This window comes from Azonexus sp. GW821-FHT04F04, assembly GCF_059420025.1.
Window position 1 is genome coordinate 103,129 of the sequence record NZ_JBWKSX010000004.1, and the last position, 22,944, is coordinate 126,072.

At 61.9% G+C, this 22,944-nt stretch carries 27 protein-coding genes and 1 tRNA gene; 20 read left to right on the forward strand and 8 right to left on the reverse strand.

From position 1 onward, the window contains the following. Window positions 1-14: 14 nt before the first annotated feature. From leuS to holA, 3 genes are read left to right on the forward strand one after another with little or no spacing between them, the layout of a single operon-like run. The gene (gene leuS, locus AC07TV_RS09870) at window positions 15-2,627 is read left to right on the forward strand and encodes a leucine--tRNA ligase (RefSeq protein ID WP_494648463.1); all 2,613 of its coding nucleotides are present in this window, start codon (window positions 15-17) and stop codon (window positions 2,625-2,627) included. 11 nt (window positions 2,628-2,638) lie between these two features. Next, a complete protein-coding gene (locus AC07TV_RS09875; protein WP_494648222.1) occupies window positions 2,639-3,166 on the forward strand; it encodes an LPS-assembly lipoprotein LptE in 528 nt (175 codons plus the stop codon). Next, the gene (gene holA / locus AC07TV_RS09880) at window positions 3,166-4,179 is read left to right on the forward strand and encodes a DNA polymerase III subunit delta (protein WP_494648223.1); all 1,014 of its coding nucleotides are present in this window, start codon (window positions 3,166-3,168) and stop codon (window positions 4,177-4,179) included. Before AC07TV_RS09875 ends, holA begins: the two co-directional genes overlap by 1 nt. Here holA and AC07TV_RS09885 read toward each other — a convergent pair. Then, a complete protein-coding gene (locus AC07TV_RS09885) occupies window positions 4,176-4,427 on the reverse strand; it encodes a hypothetical protein (RefSeq protein WP_494648224.1) in 252 nt (83 codons plus the stop codon). The genes holA and AC07TV_RS09885 overlap by 4 nt on opposite strands. 113 nt (window positions 4,428-4,540) lie before the next feature. Here AC07TV_RS09885 and AC07TV_RS09890 point away from each other — a divergent pair, with 113 nt between their 5' ends. The 7 genes from AC07TV_RS09890 to AC07TV_RS09920 all read left to right on the forward strand — a co-directional run bounded on the left by AC07TV_RS09890 (window position 4,541) and on the right by AC07TV_RS09920 (window position 10,154). After that, window positions 4,541-5,797 carry a glutamate-5-semialdehyde dehydrogenase gene (locus tag AC07TV_RS09890; protein WP_494648225.1) on the forward strand — a complete coding sequence of 419 codons (1,257 nt, stop codon included), beginning with the start codon at window positions 4,541-4,543 and terminating at the stop codon, window positions 5,795-5,797. Window positions 5,798-5,871: 74 nt separating this feature from the next. After that, the gene (locus AC07TV_RS09895; protein WP_494648226.1) at window positions 5,872-7,047 is read left to right on the forward strand and encodes an acyl-CoA dehydrogenase; all 1,176 of its coding nucleotides are present in this window, start codon (window positions 5,872-5,874) and stop codon (window positions 7,045-7,047) included. Between the two features lie 49 nt (window positions 7,048-7,096). Continuing rightward, window positions 7,097-7,576, forward strand: a complete 480-nt coding sequence (locus tag AC07TV_RS09900; RefSeq protein ID WP_494648227.1) for a methylated-DNA--[protein]-cysteine S-methyltransferase — start codon at window positions 7,097-7,099, stop codon at window positions 7,574-7,576. After that, window positions 7,554-8,462 carry a site-specific tyrosine recombinase XerD gene (gene xerD, locus AC07TV_RS09905; RefSeq protein ID WP_494648228.1) on the forward strand — a complete coding sequence of 303 codons (909 nt, stop codon included), beginning with the start codon at window positions 7,554-7,556 and terminating at the stop codon, window positions 8,460-8,462. The genes AC07TV_RS09900 and xerD overlap by 23 nt, the downstream gene beginning before the upstream one ends. 9 nt (window positions 8,463-8,471) lie before the next feature. Then, window positions 8,472-8,663, forward strand: coding sequence for a hypothetical protein (locus AC07TV_RS09910; protein WP_494648229.1), 192 nt, complete (start codon window positions 8,472-8,474; stop codon window positions 8,661-8,663). 32 nt (window positions 8,664-8,695) lie between these two features. Further along, complete coding sequence (gene ybaK / locus AC07TV_RS09915) at window positions 8,696-9,187, forward strand: Cys-tRNA(Pro) deacylase (protein WP_226403688.1); 492 nt, start codon at window positions 8,696-8,698, stop codon at window positions 9,185-9,187. A gap of 91 nt (window positions 9,188-9,278) precedes the next feature. Further along, entirely contained in the window at window positions 9,279-10,154 is an 876-nt protein-coding gene (locus AC07TV_RS09920; protein WP_494648230.1) for a ZIP family metal transporter, read from the forward strand. Between the two features lie 95 nt (window positions 10,155-10,249). Here AC07TV_RS09920 and AC07TV_RS09925 read toward each other — a convergent pair whose 3' ends face one another. After that, window positions 10,250-10,600: a dihydroneopterin aldolase gene (locus AC07TV_RS09925; RefSeq protein WP_494648231.1), complete on the reverse strand. Its 351-nt coding sequence runs from the start codon at window positions 10,598-10,600 to the stop codon at window positions 10,250-10,252. Window positions 10,601-10,675: 75 nt separating this feature from the next. On the opposite strand from AC07TV_RS09925, the gene plsY reads away from it, so the two are divergent. From plsY to tpx, 3 genes are all read left to right on the forward strand, one after another. Continuing rightward, window positions 10,676-11,272: a glycerol-3-phosphate 1-O-acyltransferase PlsY gene (plsY, locus tag AC07TV_RS09930; protein ID WP_494648232.1), complete on the forward strand. Its 597-nt coding sequence runs from the start codon at window positions 10,676-10,678 to the stop codon at window positions 11,270-11,272. Continuing rightward, window positions 11,269-11,529, forward strand: coding sequence for a hypothetical protein (locus tag AC07TV_RS09935; RefSeq protein ID WP_494648233.1), 261 nt, complete (start codon window positions 11,269-11,271; stop codon window positions 11,527-11,529). The genes plsY and AC07TV_RS09935 overlap by 4 nt, the downstream gene beginning before the upstream one ends. Before the next feature lie 65 nt (window positions 11,530-11,594). Next, window positions 11,595-12,095: a thiol peroxidase gene (gene tpx / locus AC07TV_RS09940; protein WP_494648234.1), complete on the forward strand. Its 501-nt coding sequence runs from the start codon at window positions 11,595-11,597 to the stop codon at window positions 12,093-12,095. Window positions 12,096-12,467: 372 nt separating this feature from the next. On the opposite strand, the gene tsaD is transcribed toward tpx, so the two are convergent. Beyond that, window positions 12,468-13,490, reverse strand: a complete 1,023-nt coding sequence (tsaD, locus tag AC07TV_RS09945; RefSeq protein ID WP_494648235.1) for a tRNA (adenosine(37)-N6)-threonylcarbamoyltransferase complex transferase subunit TsaD — start codon at window positions 13,488-13,490, stop codon at window positions 12,468-12,470. Window positions 13,491-13,628: 138 nt separating this feature from the next. Between tsaD and rpsU the strand changes: the two genes are divergently transcribed. The 6 genes from rpsU (at window position 13,629) to AC07TV_RS09975 (ending at window position 18,605) form a co-directional block, all read left to right on the forward strand. Next, window positions 13,629-13,841 (forward strand): 30S ribosomal protein S21, encoded by a 213-nt coding sequence (gene rpsU, locus AC07TV_RS09950; RefSeq protein WP_117607760.1) that lies wholly within the window; start codon window positions 13,629-13,631, stop codon window positions 13,839-13,841. Between the two features lie 73 nt (window positions 13,842-13,914). After that, window positions 13,915-14,361: a GatB/YqeY domain-containing protein gene (locus AC07TV_RS09955; RefSeq protein WP_494648236.1), complete on the forward strand. Its 447-nt coding sequence runs from the start codon at window positions 13,915-13,917 to the stop codon at window positions 14,359-14,361. Between the two features lie 15 nt (window positions 14,362-14,376). Further along, window positions 14,377-16,113 carry a DNA primase gene (gene dnaG / locus AC07TV_RS09960; protein WP_494648237.1) on the forward strand — a complete coding sequence of 579 codons (1,737 nt, stop codon included), beginning with the start codon at window positions 14,377-14,379 and terminating at the stop codon, window positions 16,111-16,113. A gap of 46 nt (window positions 16,114-16,159) precedes the next feature. Beyond that, on the forward strand, window positions 16,160-18,136 hold the full coding sequence (gene rpoD / locus AC07TV_RS09965; protein WP_494648238.1) for an RNA polymerase sigma factor RpoD: 1,977 nt from the start codon (window positions 16,160-16,162) through the stop codon (window positions 18,134-18,136). Between the two features lie 7 nt (window positions 18,137-18,143). Next, window positions 18,144-18,220: transfer RNA gene (locus tag AC07TV_RS09970), tRNA-Ile, on the forward strand. Window positions 18,221-18,353: 133 nt separating this feature from the next. Further along, complete coding sequence (locus AC07TV_RS09975) at window positions 18,354-18,605, forward strand: transcriptional regulator (RefSeq protein ID WP_226403662.1); 252 nt, start codon at window positions 18,354-18,356, stop codon at window positions 18,603-18,605. A gap of 36 nt (window positions 18,606-18,641) precedes the next feature. Here the strand turns inward: AC07TV_RS09975 and arfB are convergent, their stop codons facing one another. From arfB to AC07TV_RS10000, 5 genes are read right to left on the reverse strand one after another with little or no spacing between them, the layout of a single operon-like run. Next, window positions 18,642-19,043 carry an alternative ribosome rescue aminoacyl-tRNA hydrolase ArfB gene (arfB, locus tag AC07TV_RS09980; RefSeq protein WP_494648239.1) on the reverse strand — a complete coding sequence of 134 codons (402 nt, stop codon included), beginning with the start codon at window positions 19,041-19,043 and terminating at the stop codon, window positions 18,642-18,644. Then, window positions 19,040-19,849, reverse strand: coding sequence for an anti-sigma factor family protein (locus AC07TV_RS09985; RefSeq protein WP_494648240.1), 810 nt, complete (start codon window positions 19,847-19,849; stop codon window positions 19,040-19,042). Before AC07TV_RS09985 ends, arfB begins: the two co-directional genes overlap by 4 nt. Further along, window positions 19,846-20,346, reverse strand: coding sequence for an RNA polymerase sigma factor (locus AC07TV_RS09990; RefSeq protein WP_494648241.1), 501 nt, complete (start codon window positions 20,344-20,346; stop codon window positions 19,846-19,848). The genes AC07TV_RS09985 and AC07TV_RS09990 overlap by 4 nt, the downstream gene beginning before the upstream one ends. 9 nt (window positions 20,347-20,355) lie before the next feature. Continuing rightward, window positions 20,356-20,742, reverse strand: coding sequence for a COG4315 family predicted lipoprotein (locus AC07TV_RS09995; RefSeq protein ID WP_494648242.1), 387 nt, complete (start codon window positions 20,740-20,742; stop codon window positions 20,356-20,358). Between the two features lie 52 nt (window positions 20,743-20,794). After that, entirely contained in the window at window positions 20,795-21,952 is a 1,158-nt protein-coding gene (locus tag AC07TV_RS10000; protein ID WP_494648243.1) for a 50S ribosomal protein L11 methyltransferase, read from the reverse strand. Here AC07TV_RS10000 and AC07TV_RS10005 point away from each other — a divergent pair. Continuing rightward, on the forward strand, window positions 21,951-22,931 hold the full coding sequence (locus tag AC07TV_RS10005) for a L,D-transpeptidase Cds6 family protein (protein ID WP_494648244.1): 981 nt from the start codon (window positions 21,951-21,953) through the stop codon (window positions 22,929-22,931). The two genes, AC07TV_RS10000 and AC07TV_RS10005, sit on opposite strands and share 2 nt — an antisense overlap. The last annotated feature ends 13 nt before the right edge of the window (window positions 22,932-22,944 follow it).

Genomic DNA, 22,944 nt, shown 5'->3' on the forward strand with positions numbered 1-22,944 from the left:
ACCCCGCCATGCCCATGCAGGACAAATACACCCCGGCCGACATCGAGCGCGCCGCCCAGCAACACTGGGACAAGACCGGCGCCGCCCGCGCCGTCGAAGACGCCACGAAACCCAAGTACTACTGCCTGTCGATGTTCCCGTATCCGTCCGGGAAACTGCACATGGGCCACGTCCGCAACTACACCATCGGCGACGTGCTGTCGCGCTTCCACAAGATGCAGGGCTTCAACGTCCTGCAACCGATGGGCTGGGACGCCTTCGGCATGCCAGCCGAGAACGCTGCTCTGCAAAATAACGTGCCGCCGGCTGGCTGGACCTATTCCAACATCGATTACATGCGCCAGCAGCTCAAATCGCTCGGCTTTGCCATCGACTGGGAACGCGAGTTCGCCACCTGCACGCCCGAGTACTACCGCTGGGAACAGTGGCTGTTCACCCGCCTCTACGAAAAGGGCCTGGTTTACAAGAAGCTCGGCACCGTAAACTGGGACCCGGTTGATCACACCGTGCTCGCTAACGAACAGGTCATCGACGGCCGCGGCTGGCGTTCCGGCGCGCTGATCGAAAAGCGCGAGATTCCCATGTATTACATGAAGATCACCGCCTACGCCGAAGAACTGCTGAGTGAACTCGACAACCTGCCGGGCTGGCCCGAGCAGGTTCGTTTGATGCAGAAGAACTGGATCGGCAAGAGCACCGGCGTGCGCTTCGCCTTCCCGCTCGCCGACAACCCGGAAGAAAAGCTGTGGGTGTTCACCACCCGCGCCGACACCATCATGGGCGTCACCTTCGTTGCCGTCGCCGCCGAACATCCGCTGGCCACCAAGGCTGCCGCCAACAATCCCGAACTTGCCGCCTTCATCGAGGAATGCAAGAAGGGTGGCGTCGCCGAAGCCGACATCGCGACGATGGAAAAGAAGGGCATGCCGACCGGCATCTACGTCACTCACCCGCTGACCGGCCAGCAGGTCGAAGTCTGGGTCGGCAACTACGTGCTGATGAGCTATGGCGATGGCGCTGTGATGGCCGTGCCGGCCCACGACGAGCGCGATTTTGCCTTCGCCCTGAAGTACAACCTGCCGATCAAGCAGGTCGTCGCCGTCGACGGTGAAACCTCGTTCAGCCACGAAGCCTGGGCCGAGTGGTACGCCGACAAGCAGCGTGGCAAGCTGGTCAATTCCGGCAAGTACGACGGCCTTGGTTACGAAGCCGCCGTCGACGCCATCGCCGCCGACCTCGCCGCCAAAGGTCTGGGCGACAAGAAAGTCCAGTTCCGCCTGCGCGACTGGGGTATTTCCCGCCAGCGTTACTGGGGCTGCCCGATCCCGATCATCCACTGCAAGACCTGCGGCGACGTGCCGGTGCCCGACGAGCAGTTGCCCGTCGTCCTGCCCGAGAACGTCGAGATCACCGGCGCCGGCTCTCCGCTGGCCAAGATGCCGGAGTTCTACGAGTGCAAGTGCCCGAAGTGCGGCGGCGACGCCCGGCGTGAAACCGACACCATGGACACTTTCTTCGAGTCGTCCTGGTACTTCCTGCGCTACGCCTGCCCGGACAACGCCACGGCCATGGTCGACGAGCGCGTCGCCTACTGGTGCAAGGGCGGCATCGACCAGTACATCGGCGGCATCGAACACGCCATCCTGCACCTTCTGTATTCGCGCTTCTTCACCAAGCTCATGCGCGATGTCGGCCTGATCGGCGACCTCGGCGAGCCGTTCGCCAACCTGCTGACCCAGGGCATGGTCGTCGCTCCGACCTTCTTCCGCGATCTTGATGGCGGCAAGAAGCTGTGGATCAACCCGGCTGACGTCGACGTCGTCACCGACGAGCGCGGCCGCCCGACCGGCGCCACACTCAAGGCCGACGGTCTGCCAGTGGTCATCGGCGGCACCGAGAAGATGTCGAAGTCGAAGAACAACGGCGTCGATCCGCAGGCCCTGATCGACCAGTACGGTGCCGACACCGCCCGCCTGTTCATCATGTTCGCCTCGCCGCCCGACCAGTCCCTGGAATGGTCCGACGCTGGCGTCGAAGGGGCGTATCGCTTCCTGCGTCGCCTGTGGAAGACGACGTACGACCATGTGCAAGCCGGCCTCGTCGATGCCGATTTTGAGCAAAATTCCCTGTCGACCGTGCAAGCCGACCTTCGTCGCAAGCTGCACCAGACCATGGGCAAGGTGGCCGACGATTACGGCCGCCGCAAGCAGTTCAACACAGCCATCGCTGCCGTCATGGAACTACTCAACGCCTACGACAAGTGCGACCTTGCCGACGCCACCGGTCGCAAGCTGGCCCAGGAAACGCTGGAAAGCATCGCCCTGCTGCTCTTCCCCATCGTCCCGCACATCGGCCAAGCGCTCTACGCCGAGCTGAAACCGGGCAAGGATGCCGGCGTACAGCCCTTCCCGAAGGCCGATCCGGCGGCGCTCAAGCAGGATGAAATCGAGCTCATGGTCCAGGTCAACGGCAAGCTGCGCGGTTCCGTCCGCGTTTCTGCCGAGGCCGACAAGGCGAGCATCGAAGCCGCTGCTCTGGCCTCCGAAGGCGCCGTCAAGTTCATGGAAGGCAAGCCGGCGAAGAAGGTTGTCGTCGTGCCGGGCCGTCTGGTCAACATCGTCGTCTGAGGAAAGCCGCCATGCGTTCGCCGCTCCGCCTGCTGTTCGCCCTGATCATCGCCGCCGCCCTCTCCGGCTGTGGCTTCCATCTGCGCGGCGTCGGCAGCGGCAACCTGCCCTACAAGACGATGTACATCGCCTTGCCGGACACGGCTGAAGTCAATATCTGGCTGCAACGCTACATCAAGGCCAGCGGCAGCACCGAGATCGTCGAGGACGCCAAGGCGGCCGATGCCATCTTCCAGCAACTGGGCGACAGCCGCCTGAAGACCATCCTCAGCGTCAATGCTCAGGGCCGGGTGCGCGAATACCGGTTGCAACTGACCTACACCTTCCGCATCGTCAACCAGAAGGGGCAAGTACTGGTTCCGCCCAACGAGGTGGCCCTGACCCGCGACATTTCCTTCGACGACTCGAACATTCTCGCCAAGGATCTTGAAGAAGGCCTGCTCTGGCGCGACATGAACAATGACCTGGTCAACCAGATCATGCGCCGGCTGAGCATCATCAAGCCGAGAAACCCAGACGCAGCAGAAGACGACGAGTAATGCTGCTCAAAGGCGATCAGCTGGCGGGGCATCTCGAACGCGAGTTGCGGCCGCTTTATGTTCTGTACGGCGACGACCCGCTGCTGGTCATCGAAGCCGCCGACGCCATCCGCGCCAAATCGCGCCAGCAGGGCTACAGCGAACGCGAAGTACTGACCGTGCTGCCGCAGTTCGACTGGGGAACATTGCTCGCCGCCGGGGGCAACATGTCGCTGTTCGGCGATAAAAAACTGATCGACCTGCGCGTTCCGACCGGCAAGGTCGGCAAGGAAGGCAGCGCGGCGCTCCAGCAGTGGTGCCAGAACCTGTCGATGGACAACCTGCTGCTGATCACCTTGCCCGAGCTCGACTGGCGCGAAGAAAAGGCCGTCTGGTTCACCGCTCTGGTCAATGCCGGCGTCGCCATCAAGCTCATGGCGCCGCCGCTGGCCGAGTTGCCGGGCTGGCTCGTCGGCCGCCTGCGTCGCCAGCAGCAGAGCGCCGACCTCGAAAGTCTCAAGTTTATTGCCGAGCGCGTCGAGGGCAACTTGCTCGCCGCCCATCAGGAAATCCAGAAACTCGGCCTGCTCTACCCGGCCGGCCAGTTGAGCCTGGCGCAGATTCGCGATGCCGTGCTCAACGTTGCCCGCTACGACATCGACGGCCTGCGCGAAGCGCTGCTCTCGGGCGACGTCGCCCGCCTGACGCGGACGCTCGATGGCCTGATGCAGGAAGGCGAAGCGCCGCCGCTGGTGTTGTGGGCGATGAGCGAGGAAATCCGGGCGTTGACCATCATTCGGGCCGGCATGGATGCCGGCAAGCCGGTGGACATGCTGCTCAAGGATGCGAAAGTCTGGGGGCCGCGCGCCAACCCGGTGAAAAAGGCGCTACAGCGCCTGTCGACCGCAGCACTCGAAGCGGCGCTGCAACATGCCGGCAAAATCGACCGACTGGCCAAAGGCATCGGTCACGGCAACATCTGGGAAGAATTCCTGCGGCTCGGCCTGCGCCTCGCCGCGGTCAAACAAATTTAGGCCGCCTTGTTATCGGCGGCCTTGTCCTCGGGTGGCGTGTCCGGCTCCAGATCTTCCCAGAGACAGGTATGCTCCTGACGCACGTCGTGCAAGCCGGGTTTGTTCTTCTCCTGAACCAGGCATTCCCCTGAACATTCATCAGAAACCACCACCAGCTTCATCTCGGCGTCCACCTGCCGTTCGCCATCCCAGAAGCTACACGTAGCGCAGACCTTAACCTCGGTCGGCAAAATCAATTTTTCAGCCATCTTGTCCTCGACGGAAAGCCCTGTTGTCGTTGCGGATAAGAGTTTACCCGGTTCTAGAAGTTCCCACTTATTTGTCTGGCTATAATGTTCCTTTGCCCCGCACGAAGAACATCATGGACATCAAGGAATACATGCAGACCGTCGGCCGACAGGCCCGCGCTGCCTCGCGTCGTGTCGCCTCGGCCTCGACGGCCGAAAAAAATGCCGCACTGCTCGCCATCGCCGCTGCCATCCGTCGCGAAAAGTCCGCCCTGATCGCCGCCAACCAGGAAGATCTGGCCGCCGCCCGCGCCGCCGGGCTTGAAACCGCCATGCTCGACCGCCTGACACTCAGCGAAAAGGGCGTCGACAGCATGGCCGAAGGCGTTGAGCAGGTCGCCAAGCTACCCGATCCGATTGGTGAAATGGGCGAATTCAAATACCAGCCGTCCGGCATCCAGGTCGGCAAGATGCGCGTGCCGCTCGGCGTCATCGGCATCATCTACGAAGCCCGCCCGAATGTGACGGCCGATGCCGCGGCGCTGTGCCTGAAATCCGGCAACGCCGCCATCCTGCGTGGCGGCTCGGAAGCCATCCGCTCCAACCGCGCCATCGCTGCGCTGGTCCATGAAGGCCTGCAAGCTGCCGGGCTGCCAGCCGATGCCGTGCAGGTCATCGACACCACCGACCGCGCCGCCGTCGGCGAACTGATCACCATGCGCGAATTCGTCGATGTCATCGTGCCGCGCGGCGGCAAGGGCCTGATCTCGCGTCTGCTGGCCGAATGCCGCGTGCCGATGATCCAGCACCTCGATGGCAACTGCCACGTCTACCTCGAGGAAGAAGCCGACCCGAACAAGGCCCTGAAGATCGTCGAGAACGCCAAGACCCAGCGCTATGGCACCTGCAACACCGCCGAATCGCTGCTCGTCGACCGTTCGGTCGCCGCCATGCTGTTGCCGCCGATCGCCCATATGCTGACCACCAAGGGCGTCGAGATCCGCGGTTGCGCCGAAACCTGCGCCATCGTGCAGAACGCCGTCGCCGCAACGGAAGAGGATTACTACACCGAGTTCCTGGCGCCAATCATTTCGGTCAAGGTGGTCGCCGGCATCGACGAAGCCATCGCGCACATCAACAAGTACTCGTCGCACCACACCGAGTCCATCGTCACCGACAACCACCCGAAAGCCATGCGCTTCCTGCGCGAAGTCGATTCGGCCTCGGTCATGATCAACGCCTCGACGCGCTTCGCCGATGGTTTCGAATATGGCCTGGGCGCCGAAATCGGCATCTCGACCGACAAGATCCACGCCCGCGGCCCGGTCGGCCTGGAAGGACTGACCAGCCAGAAATGGATCGTGCTCGGCGACGGACACGTTCGAGCCTGAGCGGACAAGCGCGGCATTCCCTGAAATCCACAAGTCCCCGCGCTGGCGGGGACAACTTTTTCCGGAGCAAGCAGATGGCCAAACCTTCCTTCACCTGGGAAGACCCTTTTCTCCTCGACAGCCAACTGGCTGCCGACGAGCGGCAAGTCCGCAACGCGGCCCGCGACTTCGCGCTCAAGGCGCTCAAGCCACGCATCCGCGATGCCTTCCGCAATGAAACGACCGACCCGGCGATCTACCGCGAAATGGGTGACATGGGCCTGCTCGGCGCGACGCTGCCACCGCAGTTCGGCGGTGCCGGACTCAATTACGTCTCCTACGGATTGATCGCGCGCGAGGTCGAATATGTCGACTCGGCGTACCGGACGCTGCTCAGCGTGCAGTCCTCGCTGGTCATGCTGCCGATTTACGAATTCGGTTCCGACGAGCAAAAAGAGAAATACCTCAAGAAGCTGGGCAAGGGCGAGCTGATCGGCTGTTTTGGTCTGACCGAGCCGAATTCCGGCTCGGATCCGGCCAGCGCCAGCAGCGTGGCTCGCGCCGTACCGGGTGGCTGGAAGCTGTCCGGGCGCAAGACGTGGATTACCAACTCACCGATGGCCGACATTTTCATCGTCTGGGCCAAGGATGACGCCGGTGCCTTGCGCGGCTTCATCCTTGAAAAAGGCATGGCCGGGCTGTCGGCGCCGATCATCAACGGCAAGGTCAGCCTGCGCGCCTCGATCACCGGCGACATCGTGATGGACGAAGTTTTTGTTCCCACCGAGAACCAGTTGCCCAAGGCGAGCGGCCTCAAGGGGCCGTTTACCTGCCTCAACTCAGCCCGTTTCGGCATTTCATGGGGCGCCCTCGGCGCCGCGGAAGCCTGCTGGCACACGGCCAGGCAATACACGCTGGATCGCCAGCAGTTCGGCCGGCCGCTCGCCGCCACGCAATTGATTCAGAAAAAACTGGTCGACATGCAGACCGAAATCGCCCTGGGGATTCAAGGTGCGCTACGCCTCGGCCGCATGATGGACGACGGTAGTGCGACGCCGGAACTGGTCTCGCTGATGAAGCGCAACAGCACCGGCAAGGCGCTGGAAATCGCCCGCAACGCCCGCGACATGCTGGGCGGCAACGGCATTTCGGATGAATTCGGCGTCATCCGCCACATGGTCAATCTCGAATCGGTCACCACCTACGAAGGCACACACGATGTACACGCGCTGATCCTCGGCCGCGCCCAGACCGGCTTGTCGGCTTTTTGAATTTTGGCCGTTTTTTCCGGTCGACCGTAGCATTGACCACGGAGGCATCATGAAAACCAACGCCTATCAAGCCATCGTCGCCGCGCCGGGATTCTCGCTTGGCGTGCAGTGCAGCGCTGATGAAATCACCGGCATCGACTTCCTCGAACCGCGCCCGGAACAAGCGCCGGCAACACCACTGGCAGCCGAAGCCGTGCGTCAGCTCAAGGCCTACATCGCCGACCCGAGCTTCGTTTTTGGCCTGCCCCTGCGCCCGGCCGGCACACATTTTCAGCGCCGCGTCTGGGAGCAGATTTCAGCCATTCCGACCGGCCGGACCCACACCTACGGCGAAGTGGCGAAAAACATCAAGAACGCCCCGCGTGCCGTCGGCCAGGCCTGCGGCTCGAATCCCTACCCGGTTGTCGTGCCCTGCCATCGTGTTGTCGCCACCGGTGGCGGACTCGGCGGTTTTGCCCGCGAGCGCGGCGGTTTCCTGCTTGACGTCAAACGCTGGCTGTTGTCGCATGAAAACAGCCTCCCCGGCTGACCTCGCCGAGATCGACAATTTCTGCGACGCCCTGTGGCTGGAAGACGGCCTGGCCAAGGCGACGCTGAACAGCTATCGCTCCGACCTCGGCCGGTTGTCCCTGTGGCTGGCCAATAACGCCAACGAGCCGCTGCTCGACCTGCGCGAAACGACGCTGACCGGCTTCATCGCCCACCTCGCCAGGCAGACCCGAGCCAGTTCGCAGGCCCGCTACCTGTCCACGCTGCGCCGCTTCTACCGCTGGCAGCTCGGCCGCGGCCGCATCGTCGCCGACCCGACGCTCAAGCTGGCCAACCCGAGCCGCCCGTCGCGCCTGCCCAAGGTCATGTCGGAAAAGCAGGTCGAAGCCCTGCTCGATGCCCCCGACCTCGACACCCCGCTCGGCCTGCGCGACCGCGCCATGCTCGAAACGATCTACGCCACCGGCTTGCGCGTCTCGGAACTGGTTGGCCTCAGGCTGCACGAAGTCAGCCTCGCCGACGGCGTGCTGCGTGCTCTCGGCAAGGGCAGCAAGGAGCGCCTGGTACCGCTCGGCCAACTGGCCATCGAGTGGATCCAGCGCTATCTCAACGAAGCCCGACCGGACATCCTCAACGGCCAGCAAAGCGACGACCTGTTCGTCACCGCCCGCGGCGGCGCCATGACCCGCCAGGCCTTCTGGCACCTGATCAAGCGCTACGCCCTGATCGCCGGCATCGCCCCGGAAAAGCTGTCGCCGCACGTCCTGCGCCACGCCTTTGCGACCCACCTGCTCAACCATGGCGCCGACCTCCGTGTCGTGCAACTGCTGCTCGGCCACGCCGACATTTCGACGACGCAGATTTACACCCACGTTGCCCGCGAACGGCTCAAGACGCTGCACGCGGTGCATCACCCGCGCGGTTGAAAGAGGTCCATGTCATCGCCGCGTTGCAACCAGTGCGCCCACTATTTCATCACCCATGAACTGCCGTTCCGCTATGGCTGCCGCGCCCTCGATTTCAAAAGCCAGCGCCGGCCCGAACTCGATGTGATCGCCTCCTCGGGGCAGGCCTGTCTCTATTTCCAGCCCAAGACGCCGGTCAATCCGACTCGGCAGGGGATGTAAAATCAATCAAGAACATTGAAACCCGTCACGCCATGGCAAAACCAGAACACGCCCCCGAAACGCAAGCCACCAAGTTCCTCAAGGCCAACAAGGTAGCCTTCTCGACCCATCTCTACGACTACGAAGAGCACGGTGGCACCAAAGTGTCGGCGCGCGAACTCAACGTCGATGAACACGCCGTCGTCAAAACCCTGGTTTTCGAGGACGAGAACGCCAAGCCGCTGATCGTCCTTATGCATGGCGACTGCAAGGTATCGACCAAGGAGCTGGCGCGGCAAATCGGCTGCAAGAAGGTCGAGCCGTGCAAGCCGGAAGTGGCCAACCGCCACACCGGCTTCCTGGTCGGTGGCACCAGCCCCTTCGGTACCAAGAAGACGATGCCGGTGCATATCGAAAAAACCATCCTCGACCTGCCGCTGATCTACATCAATGGCGGAAAACGCGGCTTTCTGGTCGGCGTCCATCCGCACGACATCCTGCGCACACTACAGCCAAAGGTGGTCGAGGCCGCGCTCAAAGGCTGATTGTCAATAACAATCGACAGTATTTAAGCAATCGATTGGCACTATAGCTCCGCAGTTCGTAAAGTGGCACTCAAGACAAAGGAGCGCCACCATGACCCAACTCGTTATCCAGCACTACACCCGGCCGACTGCCCCTCGCCATCTGTGGATCGGCATGGCAATGGCCGTTGTTGCCATCGCCTTCGGCATCGAACAGGCCGTCCATTGGCTGGCTGCCCACCCGATGGCCGCCCAGGGGCTTGAAGCCAGCCTGCTGGCCGGCGCGGCGACCGGGCTCGGCGCCATTCCCGTACTCATGCTCCGCCGTCCGTCAGAACGCTTGATGGCCCCGATGCTCGGCTTGGCTGGCGGCATGATGCTCGCCGCCAGCCTGTTCTCGCTCCTCGTCCCGGCCGTGCAGACGGTGATGGCCAGCGACGCCGTGTGGTCGCTCGGCACCGCCACGGCCGGCGCCTTGCTGGCTGGCGTCGCGGCCATGCAGATGCTGGATCGTCGTTTGCCGCACGAGCATGTCGAAGAAGTCGAAAGCAGCGGCATGCAGCCCAACGTCGCCCTCGTCGTCGCCGCCATCGCCATCCACAACGTACCGGAAGGCTTGGCGGTGGGCGTCGCGGCAGCGGCCGGCGCCGACCACGGCATGAGCCTCGGCATCGCCTTGCAGAACATTCCGGAAGGCTGGATCGTCGCCAGCGCCATGGTGGCGCTCGGTGCCGCACCCTTGCGGGCTGCCTTGATCGCGCTGGGCACCGGCCTCGTCGAGCCGGTCGGCGGCTTGTTCGGCGTCATCGCCAGCACCGTCGCCGGCGCCGCCTTGCCAATGGCGCTGGCCGCCGCGGCCGGGGCGATGCTCTGGGTAGTCAGCCACGAGATGATTCCGGCCTCGCACCAGCCAGGGCGAGTCGGCGCCGGGACGGCCGGCCTGGCCACCGGTTTCGCCGTGATGACGGTTCTCGCGGCGGCGTTTTGAGCTGATTCAGCTGGGGAAAGCCATTCCCACGGTCAACCGGAAAAAAGCCTCAAAAATTGAAATGCCCCTCGCCCGCTGGTGAGGGGCAAGAATGCTCAGAGCGAGCGTTCGATGATGACGCCGACGCGCTTGACGCCCGGCATCATGCCGAGCTTGGCGACCGACACACGGACCCAATGCACGGCGAAGGTTTCCAGCACGTAGCTCGCCACGTGTTCGGCCAGCGCTTCGATCAGATTGAAGTGCACGGCGGCCAGGTCGGCGCGCAGGCGCTCAACCACCACTGCGTAATCAACCGTGTCGCGAATGTCGTCGCTGGCCCCGGCCGAGGCCGTCGATACGCCGATCTGCAGTGAAATTTCGACCGTCTGCGGCATGGCCTTCTCGCGCGGATAGATGCCTATCCAGGTTTCGGCGCGCAGTTCTTCGAGGAAAATGATGTCCATAGGGCGGTCGACCGCAGCAGCGGTGTAAAATTTGGCGCGATTGTACCCCAGCGACCAAAGCCACCTAAGCGCCCCATGCAAATTGCCCTCGCCCTCGTTACCGCCTACCTGCTCGGCTCCGTTCCCTTCGCCATGATTTCCTCGAAGCTCTTCGGGCTGGCCGATCCGCGCACCTACGGTTCGGGCAATCCCGGCGCCACCAACGTGCTGCGCAGCGGCAACAAGAAGGCCGCGCTATTCACCCTGCTCGGTGATGCCCTCAAGGGCTGGGCCGCCGTCTTCATCGCGCAGCAGATGGGCTTTTCGAGCACCGTCATCGGCCTCGTCGCGCTCGCCGTCTTCCTCGGCCACCTCTACCCGGTTTTCCTCAAATTCAAGGGTGGCAAGGGCGTCGCCACCGCCGCCGGCGTGCTCATCGCCCTCGACCCGCTGCTCGGCCTGGCCGTCGCCGGCACCTGGCTGTTCATGGCCTACGCCTTCCGCTATTCATCGCTGGCCGCCGTCGTCGCCGCCGCCATGGCCCCGGTCATTTCCGTACTCATGCACGGCGGCAACGGCCAGACGGTCGTCGTCGGCATCCTCGGCATGGCCCTGATCGGCAAGCATTGGCAGAACATCCAGCGCCTGATGGCCGGCCAGGAATCGAAGATCGGCAGCAAGAAAAAGGCTTGAGCCCCAAGCCTCGCCACCACAACGCCGGTTCGCCGGCGTTTTTCGTTGGCGCGATAGCCAATTCCAATCCGCCGCATTCGATCAATCGATTGGATCAACAAATCGGCACTGCCTACACTGAGCCCATCAGGTCATCACAACCCGAACCACTTCAGGAGGCCACCATGATTTCGAATTTCATTGATCGCTGGTTCGACGAGCTGCTGGCATGGCAACCCTGCGTCGACATCCTGGCGACCCTGCCCGACAACTACTGAGCAATGAACCAAAACGGAGCGTCCCCGTCAAACGGTGCCTCCGATCCCAACACCAAGGAAACCGCATGACCCAAACCGTAACCCTCGGCGGCAACGCCATCACCGTCGCCGGCAAATTTCCGCAAAAGGGCGACACGGCCCCGGCCTTCTCGTTGGTCGCCAAGGATCTCTCCGACGTCGCCCTCGCCAGCTTCGCCGGCAAGCGCAAGATCCTCAACATTTTCCCGAGCATCGACACGCCGACCTGCGCCACGTCCGTCCGCCAGTTCAACGCCAAGGCCAACACCCTGCCGAACGCTGTCGTCCTCTGCATCTCGGCCGACCTGCCCTTCGCCCAGGCCCGCTTTTGCGGCGCCGAAGGTCTCGATAACGTCGTCACGCTGTCCACCCTGCGCGGCCGCGAGTTCATCGAAGCCTACGGCGTCGCCATCACCAGCGGCCCGCTGGCCGGGCTGACCGCCCGCGCCGTCGTCGTCCTCGACGAAAACGACAATGTCATCCACAGCGAACTGGTCAGCGAAATCAAGAACGAGCCCGATTACACCGCCGCCCTCGCCGCCCTCTGAGGCCAAGCCATGCTTTCAGGCACCTTCGATGAATTCAAGGCACTAGCCCTCGCCGAAAGATTCGACGAGGTGCTTAACGCACCTGACCGGCCGATGCCTTGTTCGATTCGCACAATCATCCGTTCGCGCCAAAGGCCCGCTTGGTACGCGGTGACATGTGGCTGAGCGCCGGCGCCACCTACCGGGTGGCCCGTCGGAACTGAATGGAGGCCACCATGGGCAAAAAATGCTGCAAGCGCCATCCGCCGTGCAAGGACTGCCCTAAGCTGAAAAAACAGAAGAAAAAGGGCATTGCCACGGTCGACCGGAAATTTTGGCCAATTTTCAAATCGCCGCCTGACGACAACCTTCAACCCATGAGGTAACGTCCGATCAGCGCAGCAGTTCGCTCAACGGCCAGCGTGGCTGAATGGCAAAACTGCCCGCCGCCTTCGCTGGCGTCCCGGCCTGCAGACGCAGGCAACCGGCCAGCGCGATCATCGCGCCGTTATCGGTGCAGAACTCCAGTTCCGGGTAATAAACGCTGAACCGCTTGCGCCGCGCCTCGTCGTCGAGCGTCGCCCGCAATTGCTTGTTGGCGCCGACGCCACCGGCCACCACCAGCTGCTTGAGGCCGGTCTGCTTCATCGCTTTGAGCGACTTCTTGACCAGCACCTCGACAATTGCTTCCTGAAAAGCCCGCGCCGCATCAGCCTTGAAGGTATCGGTCATGTCGTCGGCGTGCTCGCGGACCAGCGTCAAAACAGCCGTCTTCAGTCCCGAGAAGCTGAAACTAAGATCGCCCGAATGCAGCATTGGCCGCGGCAATTCATAAACCCCCGGCGTTCCTGCCTCAGCGAGCTTCGACAGCAAGGCGCCACCCGGATAGGGCAAGCCGAGCAGTTTGGCGCTCTTGTCGAAAGCCTCGCCGGCCGCGTCGTCGAGCGTCTCGCCAAGCAGTTCGTACTCGCCAACGCCGGTCACCCGCATCAATTGCGTATGACCGCCGGAGACCAGCAAGGCGACAAACGGGAAGGTCGGCGGCGTGGCCGACAACAGCGGTGACAGCAAATGCCCTTCGAGGTGATGCACCGGAATGGTCGGCTTGTCGATGGCCAGCGCCAGCGCTTCGGCGAAGGCACAACCAACGAGCAGCGCCCCGGCCAGCCCCGGGCCACGCGTGTAGGCCACGGCATCGACCTCGTCGAGCGAGCGATTGCCTTGCGCCAGCGTCTCGCGCAAAAGCGGCACGACACGCCGGATGTGATCGCGCGAAGCCAGTTCCGGCACGACACCACCGTACTCGGCGTGCATCGCCACTTGCGAATGGAGAGCGTGCGACAGGAGACCGGCTTCGCTGTCGTAGAGCGCAATACCGGTTTCGTCGCAGGAAGATTCAATACCGAGGACTAGCATGCTGCGGATTTTAACACTTGGATCAGCAGGGTTTTTTCGCATATACTGTTGGGCTACCCGCAAAGTCTGCGGAACAAATTTTGCGCGCACTGCCGTTTACTTGACCTGGCAGGCGCCTAACGGAAGGGGGTGATTTATATGCCGAACATTCGTGTCAAGGAAAATGAGCCGTTCGAAGTTGCTATCCGCCGCTTCAAGCGCACGGTCGAAAAGACTGGTTTGCTGACCGAGCTGCGTGCCCGTGAGTTTTACGAAAAGCCCACCGCCGAACGCAAGCGTAAGGCCGCCGCTGCTGTCAAACGCCAGCACAAGCGCCTCCGTAGCCTGACCCTGCCGCCGAAACTTTTCTAATCAGAAAAATATCGCAGCACGAAAGAGCCGCCCGCCCAACAGCTGGCGGCTCTTTGCTTTAAGAAAGCCGAAAATGAGTTTGAAAGCCCGCATCACCGAAGACATGAAGTCGGCCATGAAGGCCAAGGAAACGGCCAAGCTGAGCGCGATTCGTCTGCTGCTCGCCGCCCTCAAGCAAAAGGAAGTCGACGAACGTGTCGAACTTGATGACGCAGCGGTCGTCGCCATCATCGAAAAGCTGACCAAGCAGCGCAAGGACAGCGTCACCCAATACGAAGCCGCCGGCCGCCAGGAACTGGCCGACGCCGAAAAGTTTGAAATCGCCGTCCTCGCCGTCTACCTGCCGGAAAAAATGAGCACCGAGGAAACCGCCGCAGCGGTCGCCGCCGCCGTCGCCGAAACCGGCGCCAAAGGTCCGGCCGACATGGGCAAGCTGATGGCTGTGCTGAAACCGCAACTCGCCGGCAAGGCCGACATGGCCGAGGTATCGAAACTGGTCAAAGCGGCGCTGGCCGGTTAAGCAGCAATACACGCCATGATTCCGGATTCCTTTATCCAGGATCTGCTGGCCCGGGTCGACATCGTCGACCTGGTGGATAGCTACGTACCGCTCAAGAAAGCCGGCGCCAATTACGCCGCTTGCTGCCCCTTCCACAACGAAAAATCACCGTCCTTCACGGTCAGCCCGACCAAGCAGTTCTACCACTGCTTCGGCTGCGGCGCCCACGGCACGGCGATCAGCTTCGTCATGGAATATCAGGGGCTCGGCTTCGTCGATGCCGTCAAGGATCTCGCCACCCGCGCCGGCATGCAGGTACCGGAAAGCGAAGGACGCAGCTTCAAGGACGAAAAGCCCGGCCAGACGCGCACGCTGATCGAGATCATGGCGCGCGCCGCCCAGTATTACAAAGACCAGCTCAAGGCCTCGCCGCGCGCCATCGAATATTGCAAAAAACGCGGGTTGACCGGAGAAATCGCCGCCCGCTTCGGCATGGGCTACGCCCCGGACGGCTGGCAGAACTTGCAGGCAGTTTTCTCCGACTACAACGCCGACGAACTGAAAATAGCCGGACTGGTCATCGAAAACGAGTCCGGTCGTCGCTACGACCGCTTCCGCGACCGCCTGATGATTCCGATCATCAACCCGAAAGGCGAAATCATCGCCTTCGGTGGCCGGATCATCGACCAGGGCGAACCGAAATATCTCAACTCGCCGGAAACACCGCTGTTCGAGAAGGGCCGCGAACTGTTCGGCCTGCCGCAGGCCAGACAGGCGCTACGCGAGACGGATACCGCCATCGTCACCGAAGGCTACATGGACGTCATCGCGCTGGCCCAGAACGGCGTCGGCAATGCCGTCGCCACGCTCGGCACGGCAACGACCGCCACCCACGTCACCAAGCTGCTCCGTCAAGTCGACCGCATCGTCTTCTGCTTCGACGGCGACAATGCCGGTCGCAAGGCGGCGTGGCGCGCCTTGGAAAACTCGCTGGAAGCGCTGGCCGACAACAAGCGCCTGGCCTTCATCTTCCTGCCCCAGGAACATGACCCCGACAGCTACATCCGCGAATTCGGCAAGGAGCAGTTTGACCGCCAGGTCATCCAGGCTATGCCGCTCTCCGACTTCCTGCTGCGCGAGCTGGCCCAGCGCTGTGACCTGACCAGCTCGGAAGGCAAGGCGCAGCTCATCTATGAAGCTAAGCCGCTGCTGCTCAAGCTGCCGACTCCGCTGCTGCGATTGCAACTGGTCAAGCGCCTGGCCGAAGCCAGCGGCTTTGCCCAGGGTGAAGTTGAGCGCCTGTGCGAACTCAAATCCTACACCCCAGCTGCCCCACCCCGGGCCAAGCGTACCGCGCCGTCGCTGACCCGCAACCTCCTGCGCATTGTGTTGCACAAGCCACAACTGGCCAGCCAGCTGCCAATAGATCTTCTGCCCGACACACCTGAGCGCGCTGCGCTGGTTCGCCTGCATGACTTGGTCAGCGCCAACGACGAAACCAGCAGCTATGCCGGCTTGCGTGAGCAACTGCGCGGCCAGCCCGAGGAAAGCATGATCGAAAACGCCGCATCGGAACTTCTCGGCCAGCCGTTTGACGAAGATGAAGCAGACGAAGAGTTTCGCGACACCCTCGATAAATTGCAGGAAGGCGGCCAGAAACGCGCCTTTGCCGAATTGCAGGCGAAAGCCCATCAATTTGGCGTGGCCGGACTCAGCGCTGCGGAAAAAATGGCTTACATACAACTGCTCAGCAAGCAAGCAAATCGCAGCTAAGTTGTGGTAAAATTTATGGTTTTCTCGAATTCTATGGATCGTGTTCATGGCTAAGGCAAAAGACCCCGTCAAGGAAGCCCCGAAGGCTCGCATCAGCAAGGCCAAGGAGAAGGCAGCCGAAAAGGCGCTGCTGCAAGGCCAGATGGCTGAAGTTCCCGAACCGCTCGACGCCGAAGCGCGCAAGACGCGCCTCAAGACGCTGATCAAGCTCGGCAAGGAGCGCGGCTACCTGACCTACGCCGAAATCAACGACCACTTGCCGGACGATGTCGTCGACGCAGAAAGCATCGAAGCAATCATTTCGACCTTCAGCGAAATGAGCATCCAGGTTTTCGACGAAGCCCCGGCTGCCGAAGACCTCCTGATGTCCGACACCGCTGCGGTTGCTGCCGACGACGAAGAAGTCGAAGCACAAGCCGAACAGGCACTGTCCACCGTCGACTCCGAATTTGGCCGTACCACCGACCCGGTCCGCATGTACATGCGCGAAATGGGCACGGTCGAACTCCTCACCCGCGAAGGCGAAATCGAGATCGCCAAGCGCATCGAGGAAGGCCTGAAGCACATGATCCAGGCGATTTCCGCCTGCCCGACGACGATTACCGACATTCTCGACATGGCCGCCAAGGTCGAGAACGACGAGATGCGCATCGACGAACTGGTCGATGGCCTGATCGATCCGAACGCCACCGAAGAAGTCGCCGCCGCTCCCGAAATGCCGGAAGCCGATGAAGAGGAAGCGGACGACGAGGACGAGGACGGCGAAGGTGGTGCTGCCGGTGCCGCATCCGCCTCGCTGCTGCAACTCAAGACCGATGCCCTGGAGCGTTTCAAGGCCATCAAGAGCGTGCACGCCAAGATGCAGAAGCTGCTGTCGAGCAAGGGCCCGCATGACAAGGCCTATCTCAAGCTGCAGCAGCAGATTTCCGATGAACTGCTCAACATCCGCTTCACCTCGCGCTCGATCGAACGCCTGTGCGACAGCGTGCGTGGCATGGTCGAACAGATTCGCGGCTCCGAGCGCAAGATTCAGCAAATCTGTGTCGACCGCGTCAAGATGCCCCGTCCGCATTTCATCCAGACCTTCCCGGGCAAGGAAACGACGCTCGAGTGGGTGGACGCCGAAATCGCCTCAGCCCCCAAGACTTACTTGGCGATCCTGACCCGCTGCGCACCGGATATCAAGGAAGAGCAGAAGAAGCTGATCGCGCTCCAGGAGCGCATCGGCATTCCGCTCAAGGACCTCAAGGACATCAACAAGCAGATGTCCACCGGCGAAGCCAAGGCGCGTCGCGCCAAGCGCGAAATGACCGAGGCCAACCTGCGTCTGGTTATCTCGATTGCCAAGAAGTACACCAACCGCGGCCTGCAGTTCCTCGACCTCATCCAGGAAGGCAACATCGGTCTGATGAAGGCGGTGGACAAGTTCGAATACCGTCGCGGCTACAAGTTCTCGACCTATGCCACATGGTGGATTCGTCAGGCCATCACCCGCTCCATCGCCGACCAGGCGCGGACCATCCGTATCCCGGTGCACATGATCGAAACGATCAACAAGATGAACCGGATCAGCCGCCAGATCCTGCAGGAAACGGGTGCCGAACCCGATCCGGCAACACTGGCCAAGAAGATGGACATGCCTGAAGACAAGATCCGCAAGATCATGAAGATTTCCAAGGAGCCGATCTCCATGGAAACCCCGATCGGCGACGACGACGACTCGCATCTCGGCGACTTCATCGAAGATCAACTGACGCTGGCGCCGGCCGATGCGGCGATGTACTCAAGCCTGCGCGGCGTTACCAAGGAAATCCTCGACACCCTGACGACGAGGGAAGCCAAGGTCCTGCGCATGCGCTTCGGCATCGAAATGAACACCGACCATACGCTGGAAGAAGTCGGCAAACAGTTCGACGTCACCCGCGAGCGCATCCGTCAAATAGAAGCCAAGGCGCTGCGCAAGCTGCGTCACCCAACCCGCTCCGACAAGCTGCGCAGCTTCCTGGATCAAAACGGCAACTAAGCTTTCCGGGCCTGTAGCTCAGTTGGTTAGAGCAGAGGACTCATAATCCTTTGGTCCACGGTTCAAGTCCGTGCAGGCCCACCAATTTGCAGTGCTGCGACCAACCCTCCGGGGTTGGCCGCATGTTTCAGAAGTACCCGGTAGACACTTCGACAAAAGCCATGTTGCTGACACGAAGTGGCAGGTTTTTTAGGCATTTTTTGTAAAGGCATTCGACATGAATACAGAATCCATCCTCACGCACCTGAAAAAGCACGGCCAATTGCTTGATGCGGATATCGCCAAGGGCACGGGCATTGCGCTGTCGGATGTTCGTACATCGATCCTCGAACTGTCCGCTCAAAAAGCCATTTCAGTGTGCAGCATGACCACCTTCAAGAATGGCACACCGACCGAAGGCATGTTCTGCCGCGTTTCCGGCTACATGCCGTCGGCTGCTCCTGGCCGCAAGCCGGGCGTCAAGACCTGAGAAAAGGGCCAGCCGAGCTGGCCTGGCAACTTCCTGTTATTCAACGACGCGGCCGCGCTGTAGTTTTACCTGGCCGCGTTTTATTTTGCTCTCGAGGCGCTTGCGCTGGGAGTTCCGACTCGGCTTGGTCGGCCGCCGTACAGGCGGCACAAAGGCCGCCGAGGCGATCAGTTCGCGCAGGCGAACCAGCCCGTCTTCACGGTTGCGCTCAAGGCTGCGGAATTTTTGTGCCTTGATAACGACGACACCCTCGCTGCTGATCCGCTGATCGCGCATGGACCGCAGTTTTTCCTTGACCTCATCGGGCAAGCTTGACGCAGCGATATCGAAACGCAGATGGACGGCATTCGACACTTTGTTGACGTTCTGCCCGCCCGCCCCTTGCGCGCGGATGGCTGTGAATTCAACTTCGCTTTCGTTGAGGGTAAGGGCGTTCATTTTTTTGCTTCGAGTTGGTCGTACACCGCCGTTGCCACTTTGGCCAATTCGCCCTTGGCGGTGCTCGCCGACAGGGCGTAGCCAAATTTACCATCAACCCAGTAGAACACATTGACCTCGCCTTCGCGGGCGAAGCGGTAGCCGGTTTCCGGCCGGGCAGCGTTTTCGGTCGTCACGTACAACGTCATGCGCTGGCCGGTGGCGTCCTGGTACATGAACTGGGCAACCGGACCGGCGTTGCCGGGGAGCAGACGACCGCCCACCAACTCGTAGCCAAGGGCACCGAGTTTGGGCGGGCTGACCGGCGAGCCCAGACGTTTGGACAGCCATTTGACCAGCGCCTCTTCCTGATCGGCCGTCACTTCGACGGGGCGCCTGGCGTCGGGGCTGTAAACCACGTGGGCGACGGCAGCCTGGCGAGGCAGCGGCACAACCTGGGCCATCCGCTCGACGCCTTGGTACTGGCCATGCCCCAGCCAGCCGGCGACGCCACCGAGCGTGGCAACCAGAACCCCGGCGGCTATCTGCTGCAGCGGCCAAAATTTCAAATTTAGCCTTTTTTTCCGGTTGACCGTGGAATTCATTGGTTGCACGGTCAGCGCCTGCAGGTGGTCGGGCAAAGGCTCGACCAGCACAGGATTGAACAGCGCCTTGAGCGCCTCATTCTGGGCGCGATAGGCACGGACGCGCTCGGCATCCTCCGGATAGAGAACCAGATAAGCTTCGATCTCGGCCCGCCGCGCTGGCGTCAAGGCGCCGTCGACGTAGGCGTGCAGATCGTCTTCGGTAATATTGAGCGGGCTCATCGCACAACCCTCAAATTGGCGCCGGCCTGCCGGCCTTCCATGATCTGGCGCAACCGTTCGCGTCCACGCGACAGACGGGACATCACGGTGCCGATCGGAATGCCCAGTGCAGCGGCGATTTCGGCGTAACTCATTTCTTCCAGCCCGACGAGCAACAGTACTTCACGCTGGTCGTCCGGCAATTGACGGAGGGCTGATTCGAGATCCATCACTTCCAGCCGGTCGCTTTGGGTAGCGCGCGTCGGCACCTCGCAGGCGCCATCGTCGAGCGCATAGGTCGGCAAACTGCCCCGCCGCAGTTGGTCGACGCGCAGGTTGTGCATGATGCCGAACAACCAAGCCCGCAAATCACTACCGGCCCGCCATTGAGCAAAACGGCTCCAGGCGCGTTCGAGGGTGTCCTGCACAAGATCGTCTGCTGCCGCGCGATCGCCCAGCATCGCCCGCGCATAGCGGCGCAAGCGAGGCAATTCGGCGATGATCGCGCGGCTATCCACGTTGCTCGATTAAGGCTTGGCGACGTGCCAGACGTTGTTGAAACCGTCACCGGTCTTGTCGCCAGCCTTCTGGTCCTTGATCCAGAAGTACAGCGGCTTGCCCCTGAAGGCCCACTGTTTCTTGCCATCGTCGCGCATCACGATGCTGTAGTCACCGCTCGCCATGTCGCCATCCATGGCCATCAGCGGCGGCCAGTTGGTGGCACATGGGCCATTGCACATGCTCTTGCCGCTACCGGCTGCGTCCTTGTCGAAAACATAAAGCGTCATGCCATTGCTGCCGGTGAGCATGCCATCCGACACCATGGCCGGGGCAGCGGCGCGCGTCCCGTAACCGGAACAGGCGGCCAGTATGGTTGAGGTGAGCAGCGAGAGAAGCAGGTTTTTCGTTTTCATGATGATCTCCGTTGGTTTTGGGGGGCTACACCAACGTATACGGAAGACGCCTTCAGTTTATTCCATCGGCCCGGCCAAGCCGCCACAACGAAGTCACCTCAGCCGCCCGCGCCGCGTGCAGTGGGTCACTCGCATCCTGCGCCTTGGGATGTTTCGGCCGGATATCGAGACGCTCGATGACTTTCAGCCCTGCCATCTCAATCCACCCCAGCAGCTTCTGCCGCGAGCGCAGGCCGAGATGTTCGGCAATGTCCGAAATGATCAGCCAGCCCTCGCCATCAACCTCCAGGTGCGCAGCCAGCCGGCCGAGAAAGCCGCGCAGCATGCGCGACTCCGGGTCATAGACCGCGTGCTCGACCGGCGAAGTCGGCTGCGCCGGCAACCACGGCGGATTGCAGACAACCAGCTTGGCTCGTCCTTCCGGGAACAGATCGGTCTTGACGAGGCGGATTGCTGCGGTCAACCCCAATTTCTCGACATTTTCGGAAGCGCAAGCCAAGGCCCGCTCATCCATGTCGGTCGCCACGATCTGCTTGACACCACGCCGGGCCAGAATCGCCGCGATGATGCCGGAGCCGGTCCCGATATCGAACGCCAGATCGCAATTGGCTGGCAACGGCGCCTTGGCGACAAGATCGACGTACTCTCCTCGCACCGGCGAAAACACGCCGTAATGCGGATAAATGCGCCCCTCCACCGCCGGCACCGGCACACCCTTCTTGCGCCACTCATGGGCGCTGACGACGGCCAACAATTCACGCAACGACACCAGAGAATCCTCGCCGCTCGGCTGCCCGTAAGCCTCGATGCAAGCCTGCCGGACATCCTGTGCCCGGCGCAAGGGGATGCTGTAATCGCCACCAAGCGGGACCAGCAACAGACCGAGCGCCTGTGCCCGTCGCCCCTGATTCTGCCGATGCTGCTCGAAAGCCTCGGCTGGCGTTGCCGGCTTTTTCTGGCTACCTGATCGCGGCTGACGGTCGGCACGCCGACTCAAGCCCTGCAACAGATGCCGGGCATTCTGCCAGTCGCCCCGCCACAGCATGGCAGTACCTCCGCCGGCCAGTTTCCAGGCGGCATCGACACTCAGGCGATCATCGACCACAACGAGCTGTTCATAAGCCGGCAAGCCAGCCTCGGAGCGCCAGCGGGCGGACTTTGTCCCGCCCCCTTCGGTCCAGGCAATCACAGGAAATGGTGCGCGCGTCATGCCCCGCATTGTAGGGCAGAAGCCACCGCCCACTGCCTGCCACTTTGATGCAAAGAGCCTAATTGCTGAAATTGTGAATTATTCGATAGTCGACTGCAGCCTCGACGTTAACAATGTCAGCAATCACCCATTTGTTGCAGCAATCCAAACTTACAGGATCAACCCCGTGGCCACTTTGAGCACACACTCTGCCGGCGGCATCATTGAATCGGCCACCGCCTTTTTCGGTAGCAGCCCCCTCAGGCCCAGCCGAATGACGAACTCCCCCAGACGCCAGGAAAACCCCGCGGACGAAAAACAAAAAGATGCAATGGCCCGTCGTCTCGAACAACTTCACACCGCTCTCGGCGAATCGGCAGTCGCCCCTGCCAAGGCCGTGACAGCCCATACTCTTCCGCCTGCGCTCGAATCCGTAAAATCGTTCGGGGCAGGCTCGATCATCGCCACCGCCATGATTTCGGCCCTGTTTGGTGCCGGATTGATGTGGCTGGGCACACCGCAAGCAGAGACCCGAACCACCCCGGCGCCTCTTCCCCTGATTGCGGCGCCCCCCCAAACAGCAACCGCTGCGCGGAGCGAACCCGTACTTGCTGCGCCAGCCACAACAGAAATCAGCGAAAAGACAAAGATCGGCGAGCTTCTCAACACATGGCGAAACGCCTGGGCACAACGGGATATCGCAAGCTACCTGAACGCCTACAGCCAGCAATTTACGCCCGCCGACGGCAACACGCGCAATACCTGGGTTGCCGCGAGAACGAAGAAACTCTCAGCCGGCGCCCCGATCGACATCCAGATCCGCGAACTCGGCATCGAGCGGCTCAATGCCGATCAGTTCAAGGCAACCTTCCTCCAAGACTATGCCTCGGGTAGCTATCGGGAAACGGCACAAACCAAGGTTCTGCTGATCGCCCGCGAAAACGGCGAATGGAAAATCACCAAGGAATGGCTGGCAGAAAACAAGCTAGCGATGAAGTAAACAGCGCAGTTCG